We start from the raw sequence: 19691 nt of genomic DNA on the forward strand, positions 1-19691 counted from the left end.
GCTGGAGCAGATGATGAAGTCGCTCCCGATCACCATCGACAGCGTCAGCAAGGCTTACGGGTCCTACGTCGCGCTGGATGATGTCTCGCTCGACATTCAAGCTGGCGAGTTCCTCACGCTGCTGGGGCCATCGGGATCGGGCAAAACCACGCTGCTCATGGCTCTGGCCGGTTTTGTCCGGACGGATTCCGGAAAACTCTTGTTGGGCGATCGCGACATTACTCGCCTGGCACCCAACAAACGCGACATCGGCATCGTATTCCAGAATTACGCCTTGTTTCCCCATATGAACGTCCTGGCGAATGTCGCGTATCCGCTGGCGCTGCGCAAGACGCCGAGAGCGGAGGCGCGTCAGCGGGCGCTTGCCACCCTGGCCCGCGTCAAGCTGGATGGCCTGGCGGAGCGCAATATCGCCGCACTGTCCGGCGGCCAGCGCCAACGGGTGGCATTGGCGCGGGCGATCGTCTTCGAACCGCGCGTCATGCTGATGGACGAGCCGCTGTCGGCGCTCGACAAGAACCTGCGCGAAACCATGCAGTACGAGATCCGGCGGCTGCACGACGATCTCGGCATCACCACAATCTACGTGACCCACGATCAGCGCGAGGCGCTGATCATGTCTGACCGGATTGCGGTGATGAACTCCGGCCGCATCCAGCAGATCGATACGCCGCAGCGGATCTATGATCGTCCATCGACCCGCTTCGTCGCCGAGTTCATGGGCGAGGCCAACATTGTGGCGCCGGGCTCGGTGCGCAGGATCGACGGCGCCGAAGCGTCAGGCGAAACTCTGATGATCCGCGCCGAAAGCTTCCATCTTGATGCGAAGCTCGTCGGGGCAGACTCAGTGGCTCTCGAAGGCATACTGCGCGCCAAGGCGTTCCGCGGCGAGAACTGGCTTTTGACACTGGCGCTCGACGGTGGCCAGGAGGTCCTTGTCTGCATTCCGGCAGCGCTGGCCGGCGGCTGCGCCGAGCTTGCCGCCGGTCAGCGGATGACCGCATATGCACCGGCAGCGAAGGTTCACGCGATACCGGGAGCGCTGGCGTGACCGTCACTGTGGATCCAGCGCTCCTGGCGGATGCGCGACGCGAGCGGCGTTTCTTCCTTTCGCTTTCGCTGCCGGCGCTGTTCATCGTCGGACTAGCGGCGATTTTGCCCATCCTTTGGATCATCCGGCAATCTTTCCTGACCACAGGCGGTGAGTACACTTTTGGCAATTACGCGAAAGTGCTTTCGAGCGGACTGACATGGTCGGCGCTCGTCACCACCCTTGAACTGTCCCTCGGCACGCTGGCGATCTGCATTCTTCTGGGCACCCCGCTGGCACTCGCTTTGGCCAGCGCCAGGCCAAGGGTGGCCAACGTGCTGATGGCCTTCGTCATGCTGCCATTGTGGACCGCCATCCTGGTGCGCACCTATGGCTGGCTCGTGCTCTTGCGGCGCGATGGCCTGATCAACGCGGCGTTGACTGGTTCGGGCCTGACGGCGGAGCCTTTGCCGCTGGTCTATAATTTTACCGGAACGCTGATCGGCATGGTTCACTACATGCTGCCGCTGTTTCTGCTGCCGGTTTATGCCGCGATGCGCGATATCGACCCAAACCTCGTTCGCGCTTCAGCGAGCATGGGAGCCACACTCGGGCAGGTCATCCGCACCGTCATCATGCCGCTGTCGGCCGGCGGCATTTTTTCGGGTTCGGTCATCGTGCTCATCTATTCCATCGGTTTTTTCATCACGCCGGCGGTGCTGGGCGGCGGCAAGGTAAATCCTCTCTCGACCCGGATCGAGCGTGCGCTATCGACCTTTCAGGATTGGGGGTCGGCGAGCGTCCTGGGCATTCTGCTCCTCGTTCTCATGGCGCTGATCGGTGTGATGCTGCTGGCGGCACGCCGCCTGCTGGCCCAGAACGCAGTGGCAGCCTCCCATGCTTGAAGCCTATCCGCAAAACCGGCTCGCCCGCATTGTCCTCTGGAGCTTTGCTGCCCTTGTCATGGCATTTCTGATGTTGCCGACGCTCGTGGTGGTGCCGCTTTCGTTTTCGGCGTCTAGCCTCCTCGAGTTTCCGCCGCACGCCTACTCATTGCGCTGGTACGAGAACTTCTTCGGCTCGGCGACGTGGATGGCAGCACTCAGGACGAGCCTGATCCTTGGGACATTGACGGCGCTGATCGCGGTGCCTTTGGCGCTGCTCGCCTGCATCTCGATGAATCGGCTGGGCGGGAAGACCGCTGCGACCATCCAGAGCGTCCTGCTCACCCCCTCGGTCACCCCGGGGATCCTGCTGGCGATCGGCCTGTTTTTTGTGCTGGCGGCACAACGTCTGGTCGGAACGCTTTTCGGTGTGCTGGTCGGACATGTGGTGCTGGCCGTTCCGGTGGCGTGCATCGTGTTGTTGCCTGCCCTGGCTCGCTTCGACTGGAACCAGGTTCAGGCGGCGCGCAGCCTCGGCGCGGACTGGGCCAGGGCTATTGGCGGCATAATCGTTCCGCAACTTCGGATCAGTCTGTTGTCGGCGACATTGATGGCCTTCCTGACGTCGCTCGACGAGTCTGTGATTTCGATCTTCGTCGCAAGTGGTCGCAACAGCACGATGCCGAAGCTCATGTTCCTGTCGCTGCGCGATCAGATCGATCCGACCATTGCGGCGATCTCGACATTGTGGACCGCTATTGTTGTGGTCGTCGTCGTGATCGTGGCCCTGCGCCAAAAATCCTGACCGAGCCAAAATCCTGACCGAGACGGGAAGCATGCCCAAAAATCATCACGCAGCCGGTGCTCCGGCGGATCAATCGACTGACATACCTCAGGTTGGCTTGGCCATCATCACCGGGTCGGCAAACTGGGGGCTTGCCTTCCCGGAAGATGTCGGATTCGACGGCGTGCGCACGCTGCGGCGCGACATGAGTTTTGAAACGCCTTTCGGTCGTAGCGACAACTGGAAGTTGCTCGAGTTCGATGCCTCGATTTCAGCCGAAGGCAGAGCAAAGCGGGCGTTGTGCATGTATTCGCACGGCAATCCCCGCGACCATATCGACCATTCCTGCCATCGCCGCGCGTTCTGGGTGTTGATGCAAGCGGGCGTGCGGCAGGTCCTCGCCTGCTCGACCGTTGGCGCCGTCAACAAGGCGATCCAGCCCGGCGACTTGGTGGTGAACGCCGATATCATCGAACTGACGCAGACCCCGTTTTCACTGCTTCCGGATCGCCAGAGTTTTGACTGTTCGGGCAAGCAGATCGTATGTCCAAGATGTGCGGCGGTTCTGGTCGAGACGGCCCGCCGCCATTGGCCAGCCGAATGCCGCGTTCATGGCATCGAACAGCAGCTGGTGGCTGCCCATTGTTATGGGCCGCGGCTGACAACCCCAGCCGAAGCCTTGGCGTATCGCGGCATGGGGGCGGATGTGCTCAACCATTCCATCGCCCCTGAGGCGACCCTGGCGCGCGAGATCGGCGCCTGCTTCGTGCCCTGTGCGTTCGTCACGGCGGGTTTTAACGACTATATGGACCGCAACCGCCAGAAATTGCTGCAGGAGGACGTGCTGCCCAATCTCTCCATGACAGCCTCGCGGGTCGCGCTGGAGACCGCCGCGCGACTGCCGGCCAATCCGCAATGCTCTTGCCAGGGTCTGAAGTCGCCTCAACCGGAAGAGCGTTCCCGCCGGTTCTGAGCTTTCAGGAGCCTAGCGCGCGTTCTGGCGGGAGCTTAGCCAGGCAGGCTGAAAATCCCGTCGATCGCCGGGTCGCCGTCGGTGCTCACCAGGCCGCGCGCCACCAGGTCCTCGAGATGGGCAAGCACCGACAGCCCGGCCGCGCCGTGCAGGCGAGGTTCGGTATCCCGGTAGATCGCCGCGACCACCTCCTTGATCGTCCGGTCGCCGCTTGTGACCCGCTCCAGGATCGCTTGCTCGCGCATCCTGCGATGCGTCTTCAACTCGCGCATGAAGCTGCGCGGCGCTGTCACCGGCCCGCCATGGCCGGGCAGCAGCAGGCGGTCGTCGCGCTCGATCAGCCGATCCAGCGAGGCCATATAGTCGGCCATGGCGCCGTCCGGCGGCGCAACGATGGAGGTCGCCCAGGCCATGACATGGTCGGCCGAGAACAGGATACCGGTTCCTTCCAGCGCAAAGGCTGCATGATTGGCGGTATGGCCCGGCGTCAGCACTGTTCTGATCGCCCAGCCGTCGCCGTCGACCATCATATCGTCGGGAAGCGCGATATCCGGATTGAAGGCGGTGTCGGCGCTGGCGTCGAGCGGATTGATTTCGCCCGTGCGTAGCGGCCTCGCCGGCCGATGCCGACCCTCGGCCAGGACAATTGCACCGGTGTGCTGCTTCAGCCGCGCTGCCAGCGGAGAATGGTCGCGATGCGTGTGGCTGACGAAAATGTGGCTGACCGGCCTGTCTGCGATCACCCCGAGCAGTGTCTTGAGATGCGCGTCGTCATCCGGCCCCGGATCGATCACCGCCAGCGTCTCGCGCCCGACGATGTAGCTGTTGGTGCCGTAGAATGTGAACGGGCTGGGATTTTTCGCGGTGATCCGAACCACGTCGGGCGCAACGGTCACGCCCTGGCCGTAGGCCGGGTCGAAGTCTGTGTCGAATTTCAGCGCCATGGCAGTTCAGCCCTGTTCCAGAGGCGGCAAAACCGATGTCGGCAAAACCGATTGCCGCATAGCACGGAAGCCAATATAGGAAAACGCAAGGCCGCGATCTGCGGCAGTCGCAATGAGGAAGACCATGGCAATTGCAACGATGCCGCTTGTTTCTCTCGCTCTGCCTGAAAAGGGCGCAGCCCGCCTGGCGACGCAGCTTTTGCTGGCGATCGTTGGTACGCTGCTGCTGACCTTGTCGGCCAAGACCAGGGTTTTGCTCGGACCGGTCGACATCTCGATGCAGACCTTGGCCGTGTTCCTGATATCAGCTGCATTCGGCATGCGCCTCGGCGTCGCCACGCTGCTTCTCTACATGGCGGAGGGCGCCATCGGCTTGCCGGTCTTCCAGGGCACGCCGGAAAAGGGTATCGGCATCGCTTACATGCTCGGCTCGACCGGCGGCTATCTTGCCGGCTTCGTCGTCATGGCGGCGATTGTCGGCTGGGCCGCCGATCGCGGCTGGGATCGCCATCCGGTCAAACTCTTCAATGCGATGCTGGTTGCCGAAATCGTTATGATGTCGATGGGCTTTGCCTGGCTGGCGCTGCTTATCGGCCCGGAAAAGTCATGGCAGTTCGGCGTCGTGCCGTTCATCGTCGGCGATCTGATCAAGGTCGCCCTGGCGGCGAGCCTTGTGCCAGCCGTCTGGTCGCTGCTCAAACGCCCCTGAACTGCGGTCGGTAGATCGGGCGCGGCACCGATCGAGTCCACGCAACCACAGATCGTGGAATGGTCCCGTTTCCGCGACGGCCTGCCGCGAGTTCTCGTCGAAGCAGGCCACCGCGCCAAGCGGTCGGTTAACACTTTGCTAACGATAACCGTCACACAATGTTCAAATCGACCGATTAAGGACCAGAAGAGCCAGCGGTCGTCGCGAGTCAGCGTTACCAAGCAGCTACATATCGACACAATTGCTCGATACCGCTGCTGGATAGCTGAAAAAGAAAGCGGCGCGATGCCTTTTAGGCGCAGCTAAAGTAGTGGACAATTAACAGGATTCGACCAACCGCATCGATTCTCGCGACATGGTTGCTTGCTGGTGTCTTCACGCTGTCGTAACCCATGCCATCAACCATGCCGAGAACCGCCCAGAGGGGGACGCGTGAGTAGTCCGGAAAAAACAACTGTTAAGGCGACTATATCGTTGCAGCGGCCCGCGGTCGGCGCCGCAGCACGCTGGTATGCCGCCAGCGTTTTTCCGGGAAAAGAAGACGTCGCCGAACGGCATCTCCGGTTACAGGGGTTTCACCCGTTTACGCCTCGCTGCGAGAAGACCATTCGTCATGCCCGCCGCATCGAGACGCGACCGGCAGCCTATTTTCCAGGTTACATGTTCATCGCCCTCGATGTCGCGCTGCAGCGGTGGCGCTCGGTCAATGGAACGTTCGGTGTGCGCTCCCTCGTCATGCAGGGCGAGCGGCCATTGCCGGTCCCCTCGGGGCTGGTGGAGCGGTTCATAGCCCTGACCGGCAGGGACGGCCTGCTTGATTTCCGCGGAGGCCTCGCTGCGGGCGCATCGGTTCGGATTCTTTCAGGTCCTTTCGCGGAGATGATCGGTCGCCTTGACCGGCTCGATCCAGCCGGAAGGGCCCGGGTTTTGGTTGCCATCATGAATGGCGAGATCCCTGTTGACATGGATTCAAGGGAACTCGTCGCAATCGCATAGCGCCACCATCAAGGCGGCGCCGTGATGTAAGTTGTTGTGGTATCCGCTCTCGGGATTTCACCCTGGAGTGCGGTAGCCGTCGGTTGGTAAGACTTGCGTCTCTGCGAGATCGCCTCATCCGCGCCGATTGGGAGTACGTGGCATGCGAATAACAATGATTGGTGCCGGCTATGTTGGGCTTGTCTCGGGCGCCTGTTTCGCCGACTTTGGCCATCAGGTCTGCTGCATCGATCGCGATCCAGAAAAGCTTGCCATGCTCAAAGGCGGCAAGATACCAATCTATGAGCCAGGGCTCGAAGAGCTCGTCACGACCAACACTTTGCAAGGTCGCTTGCGTTTCGACGACAATCTGGCGGACGCGGTTTCTCAATCGGATGTCGTCTTCATCGCCGTGGGCACGCCGTCGCGACGTGGCGACGGTTTTGCCGATCTATCCTTTGTTTATGACGCGGCGGCCGAAGTAGGCCGGGCGTTGACGGGATTTACGGTCGTTGTGACGAAATCGACGGTGCCTGTTGGTACTGGTGACGAGGTCGAGCGAATTATCCGCGAGCAGAATCCAACGGCCGATTTTGCGGTGGTCTCCAATCCGGAATTTCTTCGCGAGGGATCGGCGATCGACGATTTCAAGCGACCTGATCGCATCATTGTCGGGACCGACGCCACAGGGGCCAAGGCAGTGATGGGCGAGGTCTACCGTCCGCTCTCGCTGAATGCCGCGCCGATTTTCTATACGAGCCGACGTACGGCGGAGCTTACCAAATATGCAGGGAATGCATTTCTGGCGATGAAGATCACCTTCATCAACGAAATTGCCGATCTCTGCGAGCGGTTGGGAGCCGATGTGCAGGACGTCGCGCGGGGCATCGGCATGGACAATCGCATCGGCGCAAAGTTTCTTCACGCCGGGCCGGGCTACGGCGGCTCCTGTTTCCCGAAAGATACGCTGGCGCTGGTCAAGACAGCGCAGGACGCGGCAAGTCCCATCCGGCTTATTGAAACGACGGTCTCGATAAACGACCAGCGTAAACGGGCGATGGCGCGCAAAGTGGTCGATGCCTGCGGCGGCTCGGTTCGCGGCAAGACCATTGGTGTCCTCGGCCTTACGTTCAAGCCAAACACCGACGATATGCGCGACGCCCCCTCATTGGCCATCATTCAGGCGCTGAAGGATGCGGGCGCTTCGATCAAGGCGTATGATCCGGTCGGCATGGAGCAGGCGCGCAAGTTGATCGAGGGCATTGAATTCGGGGACAGCGCCTACGCGGTAGCCGACGGCTCCCATGCGATAGTGATCGTCACCGAGTGGAATGCCTTTCGGTCATTGGATCTCAAGCGGCTCCGTGCACTGATGGCGATGCCAGTGATGGTTGACCTTCGAAACGTTTACCGAGGTGAGGATGTCGTGAAGGAAGGCATAGCCTATTCGAGCGTTGGCCGAGAGCGGCATCTTGTTAAGTGAACGTCAGGTTTTCGCGGGACCCGGCTTGCGAGTGGCAATTTGAACACCACCACTATCAACCTGGCCAGGCAGAGGCATCTTCTGCTTCGGATGCGCTTTCAGCTGCTTGGCGGATTGACATTCGCCATTCTACTGCCGGCTCTCATCAGGATGTCGGTCGATCCCCGCGTAATCTGGTCATCGAACATGCAGGCAACCATTTTTGCGCCATTGGTCGCTCATACATCGGGTTACATGCTTTACAAGCGGATCGGCAACTTCCCCGGCGCGAAAACAGGATGGGCAGCCGAGGGCTGCTGCACCGGCTCCATCGGTATATCAGTTGACCGGTCGATGAATTTTGATTTGAAATCCTTATTGTCGGATCGAAGAGTTATCGAGCCCCGAACATTGAGAATGGTCGACTTCTTTACCGATCTGCCGGTGAGTGCTCGGAATTGAATGCTCCCATTATAAAGCCGCAAAGCCAGCGGCACCTGCTGCATCGGATCAGGTTTCAGCTTCTTGGTGGATTGGCTTTTGCAATTCTAACTCCTGCGCTAGTTAGAATGCTGTTAAATGCCGATATATTGTACTATTCAAACATTCAGATTACGATTTTCGCAGGCATCGTCGCGCATACCGTAGGTTTCTTTTTCTTTCGTCGAATAATCAATCTGCCTGGCGTCGCGGCTGCCGGCTATATCATGCCAACCTTTGCCATGTCCTACGGACTTGTGTATCTGGTAATTTTCCTGTTCCGTATTGACTATAGCGCTTTCCAGGCAGCCGGCAGTTTGACGCTGTCGATCTTCTGGTATTTCAGTTTGAGCATCCTGAGCCGGCGCCTGGACCCGTACAGTCTCGCCGTGATTCCAGGCGGGGCCGTCAGTCGTCTTGAAGAGATTGGTGGCGTGAACTGGCATTGGCTCCGCTCACCCGAGACGGTCATTGACCGCGTGAGTGGCGTCGTGGCCGACCTTCGTGCCGAGCTATCCGATGATTGGGAGCGCTACATAGCTGACCAGGCTCTCGCAGGCGTTCCAGTCTATCACGTCAAGCAGATCAGTGAATCTCTGACTGGTCGCGTTGAAATTGAGCATTTGTCCGAAAACACGCTGGGTTCGCTTAATCCCAATCAGGCCTATATCAAGATCAAGCAGGTGATCGACTGGGTTTGCGCCCTGTTGGCCCTGATTGTGCTGGCGCCGTTCTTGTTATTGGTTGCGCTGATGATCAGGCTGGAATCTCCTGGGCCCGCCATATTTCGCCAGGAACGCCTAGGCTACGGCGGGAAATCATTTACAGTTTATAAGTTCCGAACGATGACCGTCAGCGCGCCTGAGGCGGAGAACGTTCGCAGTCTTGCAGTGACGAAGCCGGGCGATAGCAGGATTACCCGCCTCGGCCGCTTCCTTCGCAGGAGCCGAATTGACGAACTGCCGCAGTTGATAAATATCGTTCGCTCGGAAATGAGCTGGATTGGGCCCCGCCCCGAAGCGACAGTGTTGTCTTCTCATTATTCGATGGCGCTGCCGTTCTATCGCTACCGAAATATCGTTCGTCCAGGAATTTCCGGGTGGGCTCAGGTGAATCAGGGATATGTGTCGGACGACGACGACGAGATCGAGAAGCTGCATTATGATTTCTACTACATCAAGAACTTCTCGCCATGGCTTGACATCGTTATTGTGCTAAGGACCCTAAAAACGATGCTAAGCGGGTTTGGGTCCCGATAATAGCCGATTTGAATTCAGCCTGGTTCCATTTGGACTGGAGAATGCTAATCGTTGTGTTTCTAAAGCCGCCGAAGGGAACGAAATGAGCCGAAAAACCGCACTCATTACCGGCATCACCGGCCAGGATGGTGCCCATCTGGCCGAACTCCTTCTGGCGAAGGGCTATGACGTCCACGGCATTAAGCGGCGTTCCTCGTCGTTCAACACCGGTCGCATCGACAATCTCTACCAGGATCCGCATGAGAAGGACGTAAGGCTGTCGCTGCATTATGGCGACATGACCGACGCCACCAACCTCATCCGCATCGTCCAGGAAGTGCAGCCGGACGAGATCTACAATCTCGCCGCACAATCGCATGTCCAGGTGAGCTTCGAGACCGCGGAATATACCGCGAATGCCGACGCGATCGGCACATTGCGTCTCCTCGAAGCCATCCGGCTGCTTGGCCTGACGAAAAAGACGCGTTTTTATCAGGCCTCGACTTCTGAGCTCTACGGCAAGGTGCAGGAGATCCCGCAGCGGGAGACGACGCCTTTCTATCCTCGGTCGCCATATGCGGCGGCAAAGATCTATGCCTACTGGATCACCGTGAATTACCGCGAAGCTTACGATATCCATGCCTCCAACGGCATCCTGTTCAATCACGAAAGCCCGATGCGCGGCGAAACGTTCGTCACCCGCAAGATCACGCGCGCTGCTGCTGCAATCAGGCTCGGCCTTCAGGACAAGCTCTACCTCGGCAATCTGTCGGCTGAACGGGATTGGGGCCATGCCCGCGATTACGTCGAAGGCATGTGGAGAATCCTTCAGCATGAAGTGCCGGACGACTACGTCCTTGCAACCGGGGTGAAGAACTCAGTCCGCCGTTTTGTCGAGCTTGCATTCAGCGAGGTCGGGACCGAGATCCAATGGGTTGGTTCCGGCGTTGACGAAAAAGGCATCGATGCAAAATCAGGCGCTGTCCTGATTGAGGTCGATCCGCGCTATTTCAGGCCGACCGAAGTTGAGCTGCTGATCGGCGATCCTTCGAAAGCGGAGCGCGTTCTCGGGTGGAAGGCAACAACTTCGCTCGATGCGATGGTCCAGGAAATGGTTCAGTCCGACCTCGAAACGGTAAGACGGGAATTCGAGCACCGGCGCCTGGACGAGGATCGCATTCGCGCTGCGGCACAGTAAGCGACGCTGGGCCGCTTCAAATGAAAATCTCGGTATTGACGGTCTGCTGGAATTCAGCGGCAACGATCAGGCACACGCTAGACAGTTTTTTTGCCCAAGATCATCAGGACAAGGAACTGGTCGTTGTCGACGGAGCCTCGACCGACGAAACGCTCGCGATCGTTCGTTCCTATGCCGGGCAAGGCCTACAGATCATCAGCGAGCCCGACCGCGGCATGTATGACGCGCTGAACAAGGGGCTTGCGCTTTGCACGGGCGAAGCAATAGGGGCTCTTAACGCAGACGACGCGTTCCATGACGCTTCCGCGCTTGGTAAGATCAGCGAGGCGCTCGCTGACGCCGATATCGTCCATGGCCATCTCGATTTTGTCGACAACCACGATAGCAAGCGGGTGGTTCGTCGCTGGCGGGCAGAACCAAGACCTCGCAATGGCTTCCGTTCGGGTTGGATGCCTGCTCACCCGACCTTTTATGTTCGGCGTGCCGTTGCCGAAAAGGTCGGATCATTCGATCTGGCCCTTAAAGTTTCCTCCGACTACGACTGGATGCTGAGGGCCGTCGATCTCCATGGATTCAGGGTCGCGACGATGGATCAGGTCCTTGTCGACATGATGATAGGAGGCGCAAGCACAAGAAGCTTGCGTTCCCACATCGGGCACAATCTGGAAGCGTTGCGTGCCAGGCGCCGTTGGCTCGGATCCGGCCCCGTCGACTATGCGCTTGTTGCCAAGCCGGCGCGGAAAATCAGGCAGTTCGTTTTGGCGCGGCGAGATTAGACGAGGATGATTGCTATTTGCCTGAGCGAGACGTGAGAACGTGAGCGCACGCCGCAATGCGCCGACTAGGAGCATAAGATTTGGGGGTGGCCTTTCGCGCCCCGGCATGTGGAGAAACAATGACGTTTCAGTGCGTCTTAAGTGCGAGACGTCACGGCTGGTAGGGTTCAGTTGCTCGGACACGCGACACGGCTTTGTTCCCGCCGGCGCGCAGCCGAGCGACACATCCGGTAGTCGTATGGTTTCAGCATGAACTCGAATCTGAAGCTGCTTACCAACACGCTGACACTTGGTTCGGGTGCTGCTTCGGCACAGTTCCTCGGCGTTCTCGCAGTCCCCGTCCTGGCCCGCGTCTTCAATGCTAATGACTTTGGCGTGTTTGCCATGTTCTTTCTCGGCAGCCAATTGCTCGGCACATGCTTTGCGGCTCGCTACGAGCAGGCGATAATGGTCGCCGAGGAGAGACATGTTAGCGCGCTTACGGCACTGTGCGTCAGCTTGGCTATTGTTTCGGCCCTGGCGAGCGCACTCGTGCTGACGCTGTTCGCGCGCGAACTGGACCTCATCTTCAATACTTCGCTCGGCTTGGCATGGCCACTGACGTCCATTGCGGCCTTCTTCGTCTCTATCACCACCACCTTCACCATGGTTGCCTCACGGAGGCAGAGCTACGGGGGAATCTCCGTCAGCCGCTTTTGCAAGGCGATGGTCGCAATTCTGATACAAGCTGCCTTGGGCCTGACTATTTTGCCAAACGCATGGGGCTTGATAATTGGCGAGACCTTTGCGTCAAGCGTCGGCGCCGCCTTGCTCCTGTCCGCGCGTAGATGGTCTTGTCTGTCCGATCTTCGGCTCAATGTCTTCGAGCCCAGGCAGCGAAGGCCTCTTTTGTTGGTTGCTCTACGACATCAGTCCTTTCCAAAGTTTAGCCTGCCGCAATTTTTAATTAATAGCCTAAGCGGCTTTGTCTTGATCGTAATTATTGTTGGTTTCTTTTCGTCTACGGAAGCAGGACAATATTTCATGATGCAGCGCATCGTAACGATTCCTGCCGGGATTATCAGCATAGCGGTCGCCCAGATTCTTTATGTCGAGGCACACCAGCTGGTGCAAAAGACCGGCAGGTTCGATGGCGCTGTCATGAGGGTTTTAATACTTCAGATGTTGCTCGGAGCGATATTGTTTTTTGTATTACTATTGTTCGGCGTGCAAATGTTTTCATTTGTGCTTGGATCACAATGGGCGCCGTCGGGTCATTTGGCCGAGCTATTTGCGCCGTACGTTGCTGTACACCTCGTTCTATCCGCTCTTGCCCCGGTTCCAGTTATCGCCCGCCAGCAGAGAATGGCCTTGATACTTTCTATTGTCCAAAATGCTATTTTCGTGGGCGGTTTTTTCATACCGACTTGGTTCGGTATGTCGCTGGAGAGATCCGTTTCAGTATCCGTATACGTTTCTATGCCCTACATGATTTCGCTTATAGTTTTGTTCTTTGTTGTCTCGCGAACCCCTCGACCATTTTCTGTGGCCAGGGATCACTTTTCTGGTGCCGAAGGGTCGGGGCGTTGAGAAAGCATCTCCTTCTTTTCACGATCAACTATCCGTATGGCCACTACGAACCTTTTATCGGCTTGGAGATGCCCTTTCTCAGCCAAGGTTTTGAACGCATTTCAATCTTCCCAATGAGCGGCTCCGGGCCAATGCGGAAAGTTCCGGCGAACGTCACCGTGGAACCACCCATTTGGGATTCCCAGCGGTCGCGTTACAAATTCTACCTTTTGCAACTCGCAAAATTTCGTACCTGGTCACTCTTCTGGCCGGAGGCGGTGTCCCTGAGCTGGCGCCAAAAGCGAGTTCATATCGGTCTAATCTACCGTGTGCTTTTATGGTCCATGTATCGCACGGCGCTCGAGCGATCTCCTGCAGTTAGAAAAGTTCTTGGCGCGCCGTCCGAGGTGGTGGCCTATAGCTATTGGGGGCACGTGCCCGATCTGGCAATCCCCTTGCTGGCGAAGGCCGATGTGCCTTGCGCGGTGCGCTATCACCGAGTGGATCTCTACGAACATGCCATGGAAACCGGATCCTATCTATCGCGAAACTCCCAATATTTTCCTTGGCGTGAGGAAATCGCATCAGCCGCTGCCATGAATCTTTTCATTTCAGAGCATGGCCTTGCGTACTTCCAGGAGAAATGGCCTGGGGGGCTGACCTCCAATTTCGCTGTCAACCGTCTGGGCGTGCCGGATAGGGGCCAAACCCCTCCGCGGATGGCTGGAGACACTTCGCTAACGATAGTCAGTTGCTCGAATGTTTTTCCGGTGAAAAGGGTTCATCTGATCGCCGCGCTGGTCCGCGCCCTGGCAAAGCACACGAGAGTTTCGTGGCATCACTTTGGTGGCGGAGATTTTACCGAGGTCAATTCCGTCCTGGAAAAGGAGGTTCCCAACCTGGAGGTCAAGCTTTGGGGGCAGACTGACAACCTTGAAGTGATGGAGTTCTACCGACAGAACCACGTCGATATCTTCGTCAATCTAAGTTTGTCCGAAGGAGTCCCGGTGTCGATCATGGAGGCAATGTCGTTCGGGATACCAGTGATCGCGACGGCCGTCGATGGTACCCCGGAAGCGGTGATCGATGGCGAGACCGGGTTGCTTGTCTCGCTTGACGAGGCGCAGGATTCGGAACGTTTGGCGGAGCGCGTTCTGCAGGCGCTTTCACCTGGAGGTGAGCTGGCGCGGGCCGCGCCCCGCAAGATATGGCAGGCTCGCTATCATTCAGCATCGAATTCTGGCGAGCTGATCGACATTCTCCAATCGATGCAGGCGCGCTCTTGCTAGGCCTGCCGAAATCTTATCCGGCGCTGAGCGGCTACCGTAGGGTCGCCAGTTTTCAGGCGATTGGGCTATCCGACTGGCTGATCCTTTTTCCGCTCTTCATAGTGATCGCCACTCAGCTCGAGATCAGCGACGATCCGCGTTCGGGTGGCGTTGCATTCTTCATCCGCTCGTTGGCGGCGCTGGCCTTCCTTGGTGGAATGGTGTTTCGGTTCGGAATTTCTGCGTTTCACGCCAATGTCGCGATAATTTCTGCGTTTTTGCTCTATTTTTTCATCATCAATATCAGTGACTTTTCGCGGTTTTCACTCATGGCGATCGCTTTCATGAGTTGGGGCTTGGCGTTCGGCGTGGTTACTCGAGCTGCCTGGCGTGAGCGGCTGGAATTCCTGCTTCGAGCCTATCTCATTTTCAATGTTGTCGGCCTGGTCCTGGGTCTCGCCATTTATCTTTTGTCCGGAAACATCGTCGACTTACATGGAATTATATTTCCATTCAGCGCTTCGCGCGCCGGCATAATGATGAATCAGGTTCGTCTTTCTGGCTTTCAGCTAGAGCCCGGAAACTACTCGAATATCGTCTATTTACTCGTTTTCCTGAGATGCCTCTTCCGGCGACGGATCGTTAATTTCTTAGACCTCTTTGCAATGCTCAGCACGGTAGCGACCTTGGCTGCGTGGGCAGTGGTTGGTGCAGCAGTCTATATCGTCTGTTTTGCGATCGAGTTCATGATCTTGAATCCTAAGGTTCCAAAAATTCTGCGCTTTGCCACAGTTCTGTTTTCGGTATCGCTGCTTTCCATTTCGGCGCCCTTGATTGCACCGCAGATTTTCGGCTCTCAGTACGTCGAATACTTCAATGATCGCTTCAGCGCCGAACGGGAGAAGGGATCTGGATATTATAAAGACCAGGCGTTTCGTGCATGGCAAGATTCTGCGGGCGAGGAGATGCTCCTCGGCTCTCCCTTGCCGAGAACATATTGTGATTACTGCTTATCACCGCAAGATCTTGGTCTCGTGTTTAATATGTTCTTTTATCTAGGAATAATACCTTCCTTGTTAATATTCTCTGTATCTTTTATTAAATTGTTTCGACTTTGGGGTCCAAGCTTCGCTCTGTTGTTTTGCCCATTTCTTGTAACAAAATTCTTCTTTTATGATCCAATGGTGTGGCTTACTTTCGGAATTATAGTATTTGAAAATCGCCGGCATCAATATGTTGGAAGGATCCAGTATGGATAGATTAGCGTCGCGGCCGAAGAGCGCGTGGGTGCCTACCAAATTTGAATTTCATCACGGACGGTGGCGGAGCGCCAGGACAGGCGGGGTAATTTCTCGGCTTGTGGGCGACCTCCAGGTCGCTGTCTACGAGCACGCAATCCAGAAATACGCGCGCGGACGACTTATCGATTTGGGCTGCGGCAACGCCCCATTGGCTGGAATATATCGCGGCGTCGTCGATGAATATCTGTGGGCTGATTGGGAGAATTCGGCACATCAAAGATTTGACCTTGATTTTGAAGTGAACCTTAATAGTCCACTCCCTTTTAAGGATCGTTCATTTGACACTATCTTACTTACTGATGTACTCGAGCATCTCGCCGAACCTGATCTGTTGTTTTCGGAGTTGGCCAGAATGCTTAAGCCTGGCGGACACATAATAGTAGGTGTTCCATTTTTGTATTATCTTCACGAGGAGCCGCACGATCATTTTCGCTACACAAAGTTCGCATTGGCGCATTTCGGTCTCAAACACCACGTTCCGCCGGTGGAGATTATCGAGGCTGGTGGTGCTTTTGATGTCTGGAGCGACCTTACAGGCAAGCTTTTGGGTGGCTTTTGGAGACCGCTGGCGCGGATCCCCTACCACGGTTGGATGATCGCAAAATTGCTCCCGACAATAAGGCGCCTTAACGAAAGGGCGGCGTGGCGTTTTCCGCTGGCCTACGTTGCGGTGTACGCGCGCCCTGCCTCGGCGGGCCGATGAACAGAGTTCGCAACCTTGGCCTGGCCGTCGCTGTGCTTTCGCTATGGCTGACCGCGACATACGTGCCGCAGGCTCGATCGGCGCCACAGTGTCCGGCCGCGCCCAGATGGGACGAGGTTCAGGCATTTAGGCTGGAAGGTGGGCTGAAGGCATACTGGAACGTTTACGACGGCAGTGGCGGTAGCCATGTGGCGGCGGCGCTATGCCACGGTTTCCTGCCGGTGACGATCCAGAACACGTTTGCAGATTATCCCGGGGCGCAGCGGGAAAATATCAACACATTTCTGGGAAAACTGAATACGAACCCTTGGCGAAAGCCTGACTTCTTCGAGCGTATCGTCAGGCGGAATATCGATCTTGCCCTTCCTGTTGCCGGAGGCATTTACGTCCACGACATAGAATTCGTATTTCAGCGGTCAGCCCTGAAGGCGTGGGTACTCAACGCTATCGGCAGACGATTTTTTTCATCATTTACCGAGTTTGAGGACTCGTATTGGAAGGAATGGGCGACGTGGTTCGTGCTGCCGGTCAAGTGGACCCGCGAACGCTACACTGACGCGGTCGTTGGCATCTTCGGGCCACAGCCATTTTTCAAAGAGACCGGCAAGATTAGAGATTACAGCGCCCAGGACTTCGCGGAGAAGCATAGTTTCGACCTGAAATTGTGGAAGAGCATAGACCCCTATGTAGATTTTATTATTACGGAAGCATATCTCCCGGATTCGAAACCGGATTCAGTATTTTACATCGCGACACAGATTGAACAAAACTATTATCGATCAGAGAAAATAAGCGGCAAGCCGATTTTTGCCTATCTATGGCTGCGTTACTACGGCCCAGACTGGCGGCAAGCCACGCCCTTGGTGGATACGTTCCTGGTCGAGGCAATGACACTGGTACCCTATTTCAGCGGGGCTCGCGCCGTTGTGTTGTGGGGCCACGAGCCGAGCGTCAAATCGGGCGACCCGCTGCCATATTCGCAGCTGCCCTTGTTCACCCATACTCTGGCGCGGCTGTCGACGGTGTCCGACCTCATCGGCAGGGGGCGCCTCGTTCCCGGGGAGCCTGCCAACGTGCTTTGGCGGGAGAGACGTCCCTTGGTTCGTATGTTCGATGTCGGCAAAGAGGGCTGTGTAGCGCTGGTGATCAACCCTTGGCAGGCAGAAGACGCCGTATCCTCTGCAAAGGTGGAGTGCCAGGGGCGCGCTTATCCGGTGGCGGTCAAGGGTCGCCACGCCACGCTGGCACAGATCAGCAGCGGCGCGATCATTCTGCACTAAGACGCGTCGCTTTCGTCTTTGGCGTGATGCATGCATATCCCGGCCGTTGCGCACTTTGGTTGCGATATGCAGATGGCGGCTCGCCGGTTTAACGGGCGATGGCCACTTGGTACCAAAAGGAGTGGGGTGATTCTCAAGAAGTTCATTGGCTGGAACAGGAATGCCGCCGCGTGGTTGGAACGCCGCTTTCCCGAGGTGTTCGGCGCCCCGTCCTACAAAGCGGAGCTCGAACGCCGTATCGCCGACGACATTGCGCGCCTCAAGCCATCTGCGATCCTCGAGGTTGGCGGGATCGATCGGCCACTTTTGCAGCGTGGCCTCGGCTTTCGCTACATCGGCCTCGATATCGAGGAGAGGCCTAATTGCTATACCGTCTACGATCGATTTATCGTGCAGTCGATCGAGCAGCCGGTTAATGTCGACGCAGATATGCTCGTTTCTATCACATTGATGGAGCATGTGCCGGACAACAGGGCGGCGGCGCGTTCGATGTTTTCCGCATTACGGCCAGGTGGCGCGATGCACCACTATATGCCCTCGAAATGGCATCCTTATTCGATCGCACTGCGGCTCGTCGGACCAGTCATGCAAAAGTGGCTGATCCCGTACCTCCGGCCGTCCGCGGTGGGCGTTACCGGCTATCCGGCCTTTTTCGACCATTGCTCGCCCTCGGATATGGCGAAGGTATTTCGCGAGCAAGGATTCGAGAAGATCAACGTCATGCCATTCTTCCGTGCCAGCGATTACTTCGCTTTCTTCCTGCCTGCCTATGTTTCCGTCGCTCTATTCGAGAATCTTTGTGCGGCCTTGAACTGGCGCATCTTCAGTTCAGGTTTCGTCATCAGCGCCACAAGACCCGCAGACTAGCTGTCAGTAAGAACGAGGCCATGCGACTTTTTCAAAATTCCGGGATCAATGCCACCTATCAACCTCGGCTGGACGAACTCGTCGGCGACGCCAGCGGATTCGAGCAGCAGAAGAACGTGTTTCTGAACGATCGCTACGGCGCCGCGCATATCCTTTTACCGGTACTCGACCGTCATCCGGAGGCGTTCTTTACGAATGGCGATGACGAATCGCTGCAGCGGGCGTGGGCACGCGAAAACGGCCTTGGCGAAGATACGTCATTGGCCGACATCCTTCTTGCCCAGATCGAGCATCACAAGACGGAAGTCTTCTATAATCTCGACCCGTTTCGTTACGGCGCCGCTTTTGTGCGCCGCTTGCCTGGGCACGTGAAACGAAAGATTGCCTGGCGCGCCGCACCAGGCAAGATCGACTTTTCCGGCTATCACCTGGTGCTTTGCAATTTCCCGTCTATGCGACAGCTCTGGGAAGAGCAGGGCGCCAGGACAGCGGACTTCTTTCCGGCTCACGACCCGGAGCTCGATGCAGTGGCCGCGAATCGGAACAGAGACATCGATGTCCTGTTCTTCGGCGGCTATAGTCGCCACCACCAGCGTCGGCGGCAGATCTTGGAAGCTGTCGCCGGTCTTTCCGGCCGCCGCCACGTCGTTTTTCATTTGCATTTGTCACGCTATACGCCACTCGCCGAGACGCCGCTTGGCTTGTTCGGTCCGCTGAGCGCGGTGCGCCGCCCGCGCGCGATCCGCAAAGTCAGCGCGCCTCCCGTATTCGGGCGCGCCATGTATGAACAGCTTGGAAGAGCCAAGATCGTGATCAATGCCTCGATCGATATGGCGGGCCCGGATCGTGGCAATATGCGTTGTTTCGAAACGATGGGGGCTGGAGCTCTGCTGGTTTCCGACGCCGGTAACTACCCCGGGCCGATGCGCGATGGCGAAACCATGATTGTCTATGAGCAGCCGCAAGACGTTTCGAGAAGAATCGAGCAGCAACTGGACGACGGCAGCTGGGACAGGATCGGCTGGGCCGGAAACCGTGCAATTCGTGAAGAATACAGCAAGCAACGCCAATTCGACCGGTTTGTCGAACTGGCGTAGCCGGCGGGTGATTTCGCGGCCGATAGCGATGGGGGTTTGATGGCTGGGAATTCTCTGCGTGCCGCCGAATTTTTGGTATGCTTGCTCTGAAAACCTGCAGGAATTTTGCTGTCATAGCCGCCCCTTGAGGGCTCCCTCGTTCGAGGCGAGCCTTTATCAGACGATTGGTTTGGA

19 protein-coding genes are annotated in these 19691 nt (G+C 57.4%); 18 read left to right on the top strand and 1 reads right to left on the bottom strand.

Going from position 1 to position 19691, the window contains the following annotated elements:
* Positions 1-13 precede the first annotated feature (13 nt).
* From JG739_RS09615 to JG739_RS09630, 4 genes are read left to right on the top strand one after another with little or no spacing between them, the layout of a single operon-like run.
* Positions 14-1051 carry an ABC transporter ATP-binding protein gene (locus JG739_RS09615; protein WP_202367395.1) on the top strand — a complete coding sequence of 346 codons (1038 nt, stop codon included), beginning with the start codon at positions 14-16 and terminating at the stop codon, positions 1049-1051.
* On the top strand, positions 1048-1935 hold the full coding sequence (locus JG739_RS09620; protein ID WP_202366253.1) for an ABC transporter permease: 888 nt from the start codon (positions 1048-1050) through the stop codon (positions 1933-1935). Before JG739_RS09615 ends, JG739_RS09620 begins: the two co-directional genes overlap by 4 nt.
* Entirely contained in the window at positions 1928-2719 is a 792-nt protein-coding gene (locus JG739_RS09625) for an ABC transporter permease (RefSeq protein WP_202366254.1), read from the top strand. Before JG739_RS09620 ends, JG739_RS09625 begins: the two co-directional genes overlap by 8 nt.
* A gap of 31 nt (positions 2720-2750) precedes the next feature.
* On the top strand, positions 2751-3671 hold the full coding sequence (locus tag JG739_RS09630; protein ID WP_202366255.1) for a phosphorylase family protein: 921 nt from the start codon (positions 2751-2753) through the stop codon (positions 3669-3671).
* 35 nt (positions 3672-3706) lie between these two features.
* Here the strand turns inward: JG739_RS09630 and JG739_RS09635 are convergent, their stop codons facing one another.
* Positions 3707-4615 (bottom strand): MBL fold metallo-hydrolase, encoded by a 909-nt coding sequence (locus JG739_RS09635; RefSeq protein ID WP_202366256.1) that lies wholly within the window; start codon positions 4613-4615, stop codon positions 3707-3709.
* A gap of 124 nt (positions 4616-4739) precedes the next feature.
* Here JG739_RS09635 and JG739_RS09640 point away from each other — a divergent pair, with 124 nt between their 5' ends.
* The 14 genes from JG739_RS09640 (at position 4740) to JG739_RS09705 (ending at position 19517) form a co-directional block, all read left to right on the top strand.
* Entirely contained in the window at positions 4740-5324 is a 585-nt protein-coding gene (locus tag JG739_RS09640) for a biotin transporter BioY (protein WP_202366257.1), read from the top strand.
* A 474-nt stretch (positions 5325-5798) separates the two neighbouring features.
* Complete coding sequence (nusG, locus tag JG739_RS09645) at positions 5799-6320, top strand: transcription termination/antitermination protein NusG (protein WP_202366258.1); 522 nt, start codon at positions 5799-5801, stop codon at positions 6318-6320.
* A gap of 142 nt (positions 6321-6462) precedes the next feature.
* Positions 6463-7782 carry a UDP-glucose dehydrogenase family protein gene (locus tag JG739_RS09650; protein ID WP_202366259.1) on the top strand — a complete coding sequence of 440 codons (1320 nt, stop codon included), beginning with the start codon at positions 6463-6465 and terminating at the stop codon, positions 7780-7782.
* Between the two features lie 39 nt (positions 7783-7821).
* Entirely contained in the window at positions 7822-8223 is a 402-nt protein-coding gene (locus JG739_RS09655; protein ID WP_202366260.1) for a hypothetical protein, read from the top strand.
* Positions 8220-9500 carry a sugar transferase gene (locus tag JG739_RS09660; protein ID WP_244749777.1) on the top strand — a complete coding sequence of 427 codons (1281 nt, stop codon included), beginning with the start codon at positions 8220-8222 and terminating at the stop codon, positions 9498-9500. The genes JG739_RS09655 and JG739_RS09660 overlap by 4 nt, the downstream gene beginning before the upstream one ends.
* A gap of 82 nt (positions 9501-9582) precedes the next feature.
* A complete protein-coding gene (gene gmd / locus JG739_RS09665) occupies positions 9583-10677 on the top strand; it encodes a GDP-mannose 4,6-dehydratase (protein ID WP_202366261.1) in 1095 nt (364 codons plus the stop codon).
* Positions 10678-10697: 20 nt separating this feature from the next.
* Entirely contained in the window at positions 10698-11453 is a 756-nt protein-coding gene (locus tag JG739_RS09670) for a glycosyltransferase family 2 protein (RefSeq protein ID WP_202366262.1), read from the top strand.
* A gap of 249 nt (positions 11454-11702) precedes the next feature.
* Entirely contained in the window at positions 11703-13022 is a 1320-nt protein-coding gene (locus JG739_RS09675; RefSeq protein WP_202366263.1) for an oligosaccharide flippase family protein, read from the top strand.
* Positions 13019-14290, top strand: coding sequence for a glycosyltransferase (locus tag JG739_RS09680; protein ID WP_202366264.1), 1272 nt, complete (start codon positions 13019-13021; stop codon positions 14288-14290). The genes JG739_RS09675 and JG739_RS09680 overlap by 4 nt, the downstream gene beginning before the upstream one ends.
* Entirely contained in the window at positions 14284-15528 is a 1245-nt protein-coding gene (locus JG739_RS09685) for a hypothetical protein (RefSeq protein ID WP_202366265.1), read from the top strand. The genes JG739_RS09680 and JG739_RS09685 overlap by 7 nt, the downstream gene beginning before the upstream one ends.
* A gap of 100 nt (positions 15529-15628) precedes the next feature.
* Positions 15629-16273, top strand: a complete 645-nt coding sequence (locus tag JG739_RS09690) for a methyltransferase domain-containing protein (protein ID WP_202366266.1) — start codon at positions 15629-15631, stop codon at positions 16271-16273.
* Entirely contained in the window at positions 16270-17553 is a 1284-nt protein-coding gene (locus JG739_RS09695) for a hypothetical protein (RefSeq protein WP_202366267.1), read from the top strand. The genes JG739_RS09690 and JG739_RS09695 overlap by 4 nt, the downstream gene beginning before the upstream one ends.
* A gap of 126 nt (positions 17554-17679) precedes the next feature.
* Positions 17680-18420, top strand: coding sequence for a methyltransferase domain-containing protein (locus JG739_RS09700; RefSeq protein ID WP_202366268.1), 741 nt, complete (start codon positions 17680-17682; stop codon positions 18418-18420).
* Between the two features lie 20 nt (positions 18421-18440).
* The gene (locus JG739_RS09705) at positions 18441-19517 is read left to right on the top strand and encodes a glycosyltransferase family protein (RefSeq protein ID WP_202366269.1); all 1077 of its coding nucleotides are present in this window, start codon (positions 18441-18443) and stop codon (positions 19515-19517) included.
* The last annotated feature ends 174 nt before the right edge of the window (positions 19518-19691 follow it).

The organism is Mesorhizobium sp. L-2-11 (assembly GCF_016756595.1).
Classification (GTDB): domain Bacteria; phylum Pseudomonadota; class Alphaproteobacteria; order Rhizobiales; family Rhizobiaceae; genus Mesorhizobium.

Excerpts from the sequence above, each read along its gene's own strand:
- JG739_RS09615 (WP_202367395.1), top strand. The coding sequence starts at position 14 with ATGAAGTCGCTCCCGATCACCATCGACAGCGTCAGCAAGGCTTACGGG.
- JG739_RS09625 (WP_202366254.1), top strand. The coding sequence starts at position 1,928 with ATGCTTGAAGCCTATCCGCAAAACCGGCTCGCCCGCATTGTCCTCTGG.
- JG739_RS09630 (WP_202366255.1), top strand. The coding sequence starts at position 2,751 with ATGCCCAAAAATCATCACGCAGCCGGTGCTCCGGCGGATCAATCGACT.
- JG739_RS09635 (WP_202366256.1), bottom strand. The coding sequence starts at position 4,615 with ATGGCGCTGAAATTCGACACAGACTTCGACCCGGCCTACGGCCAGGGC.
- JG739_RS09640 (WP_202366257.1), top strand. The coding sequence starts at position 4,740 with ATGGCAATTGCAACGATGCCGCTTGTTTCTCTCGCTCTGCCTGAAAAG.
- JG739_RS09650 (WP_202366259.1), top strand. The coding sequence starts at position 6,463 with ATGCGAATAACAATGATTGGTGCCGGCTATGTTGGGCTTGTCTCGGGC.
- gmd (WP_202366261.1), top strand. The coding sequence starts at position 9,583 with ATGAGCCGAAAAACCGCACTCATTACCGGCATCACCGGCCAGGATGGT.
- JG739_RS09670 (WP_202366262.1), top strand. The coding sequence starts at position 10,698 with ATGAAAATCTCGGTATTGACGGTCTGCTGGAATTCAGCGGCAACGATC.
- JG739_RS09675 (WP_202366263.1), top strand. The coding sequence starts at position 11,703 with ATGAACTCGAATCTGAAGCTGCTTACCAACACGCTGACACTTGGTTCG.
- JG739_RS09695 (WP_202366267.1), top strand. The coding sequence starts at position 16,270 with ATGAACAGAGTTCGCAACCTTGGCCTGGCCGTCGCTGTGCTTTCGCTA.
- JG739_RS09705 (WP_202366269.1), top strand. The coding sequence starts at position 18,441 with ATGCGACTTTTTCAAAATTCCGGGATCAATGCCACCTATCAACCTCGG.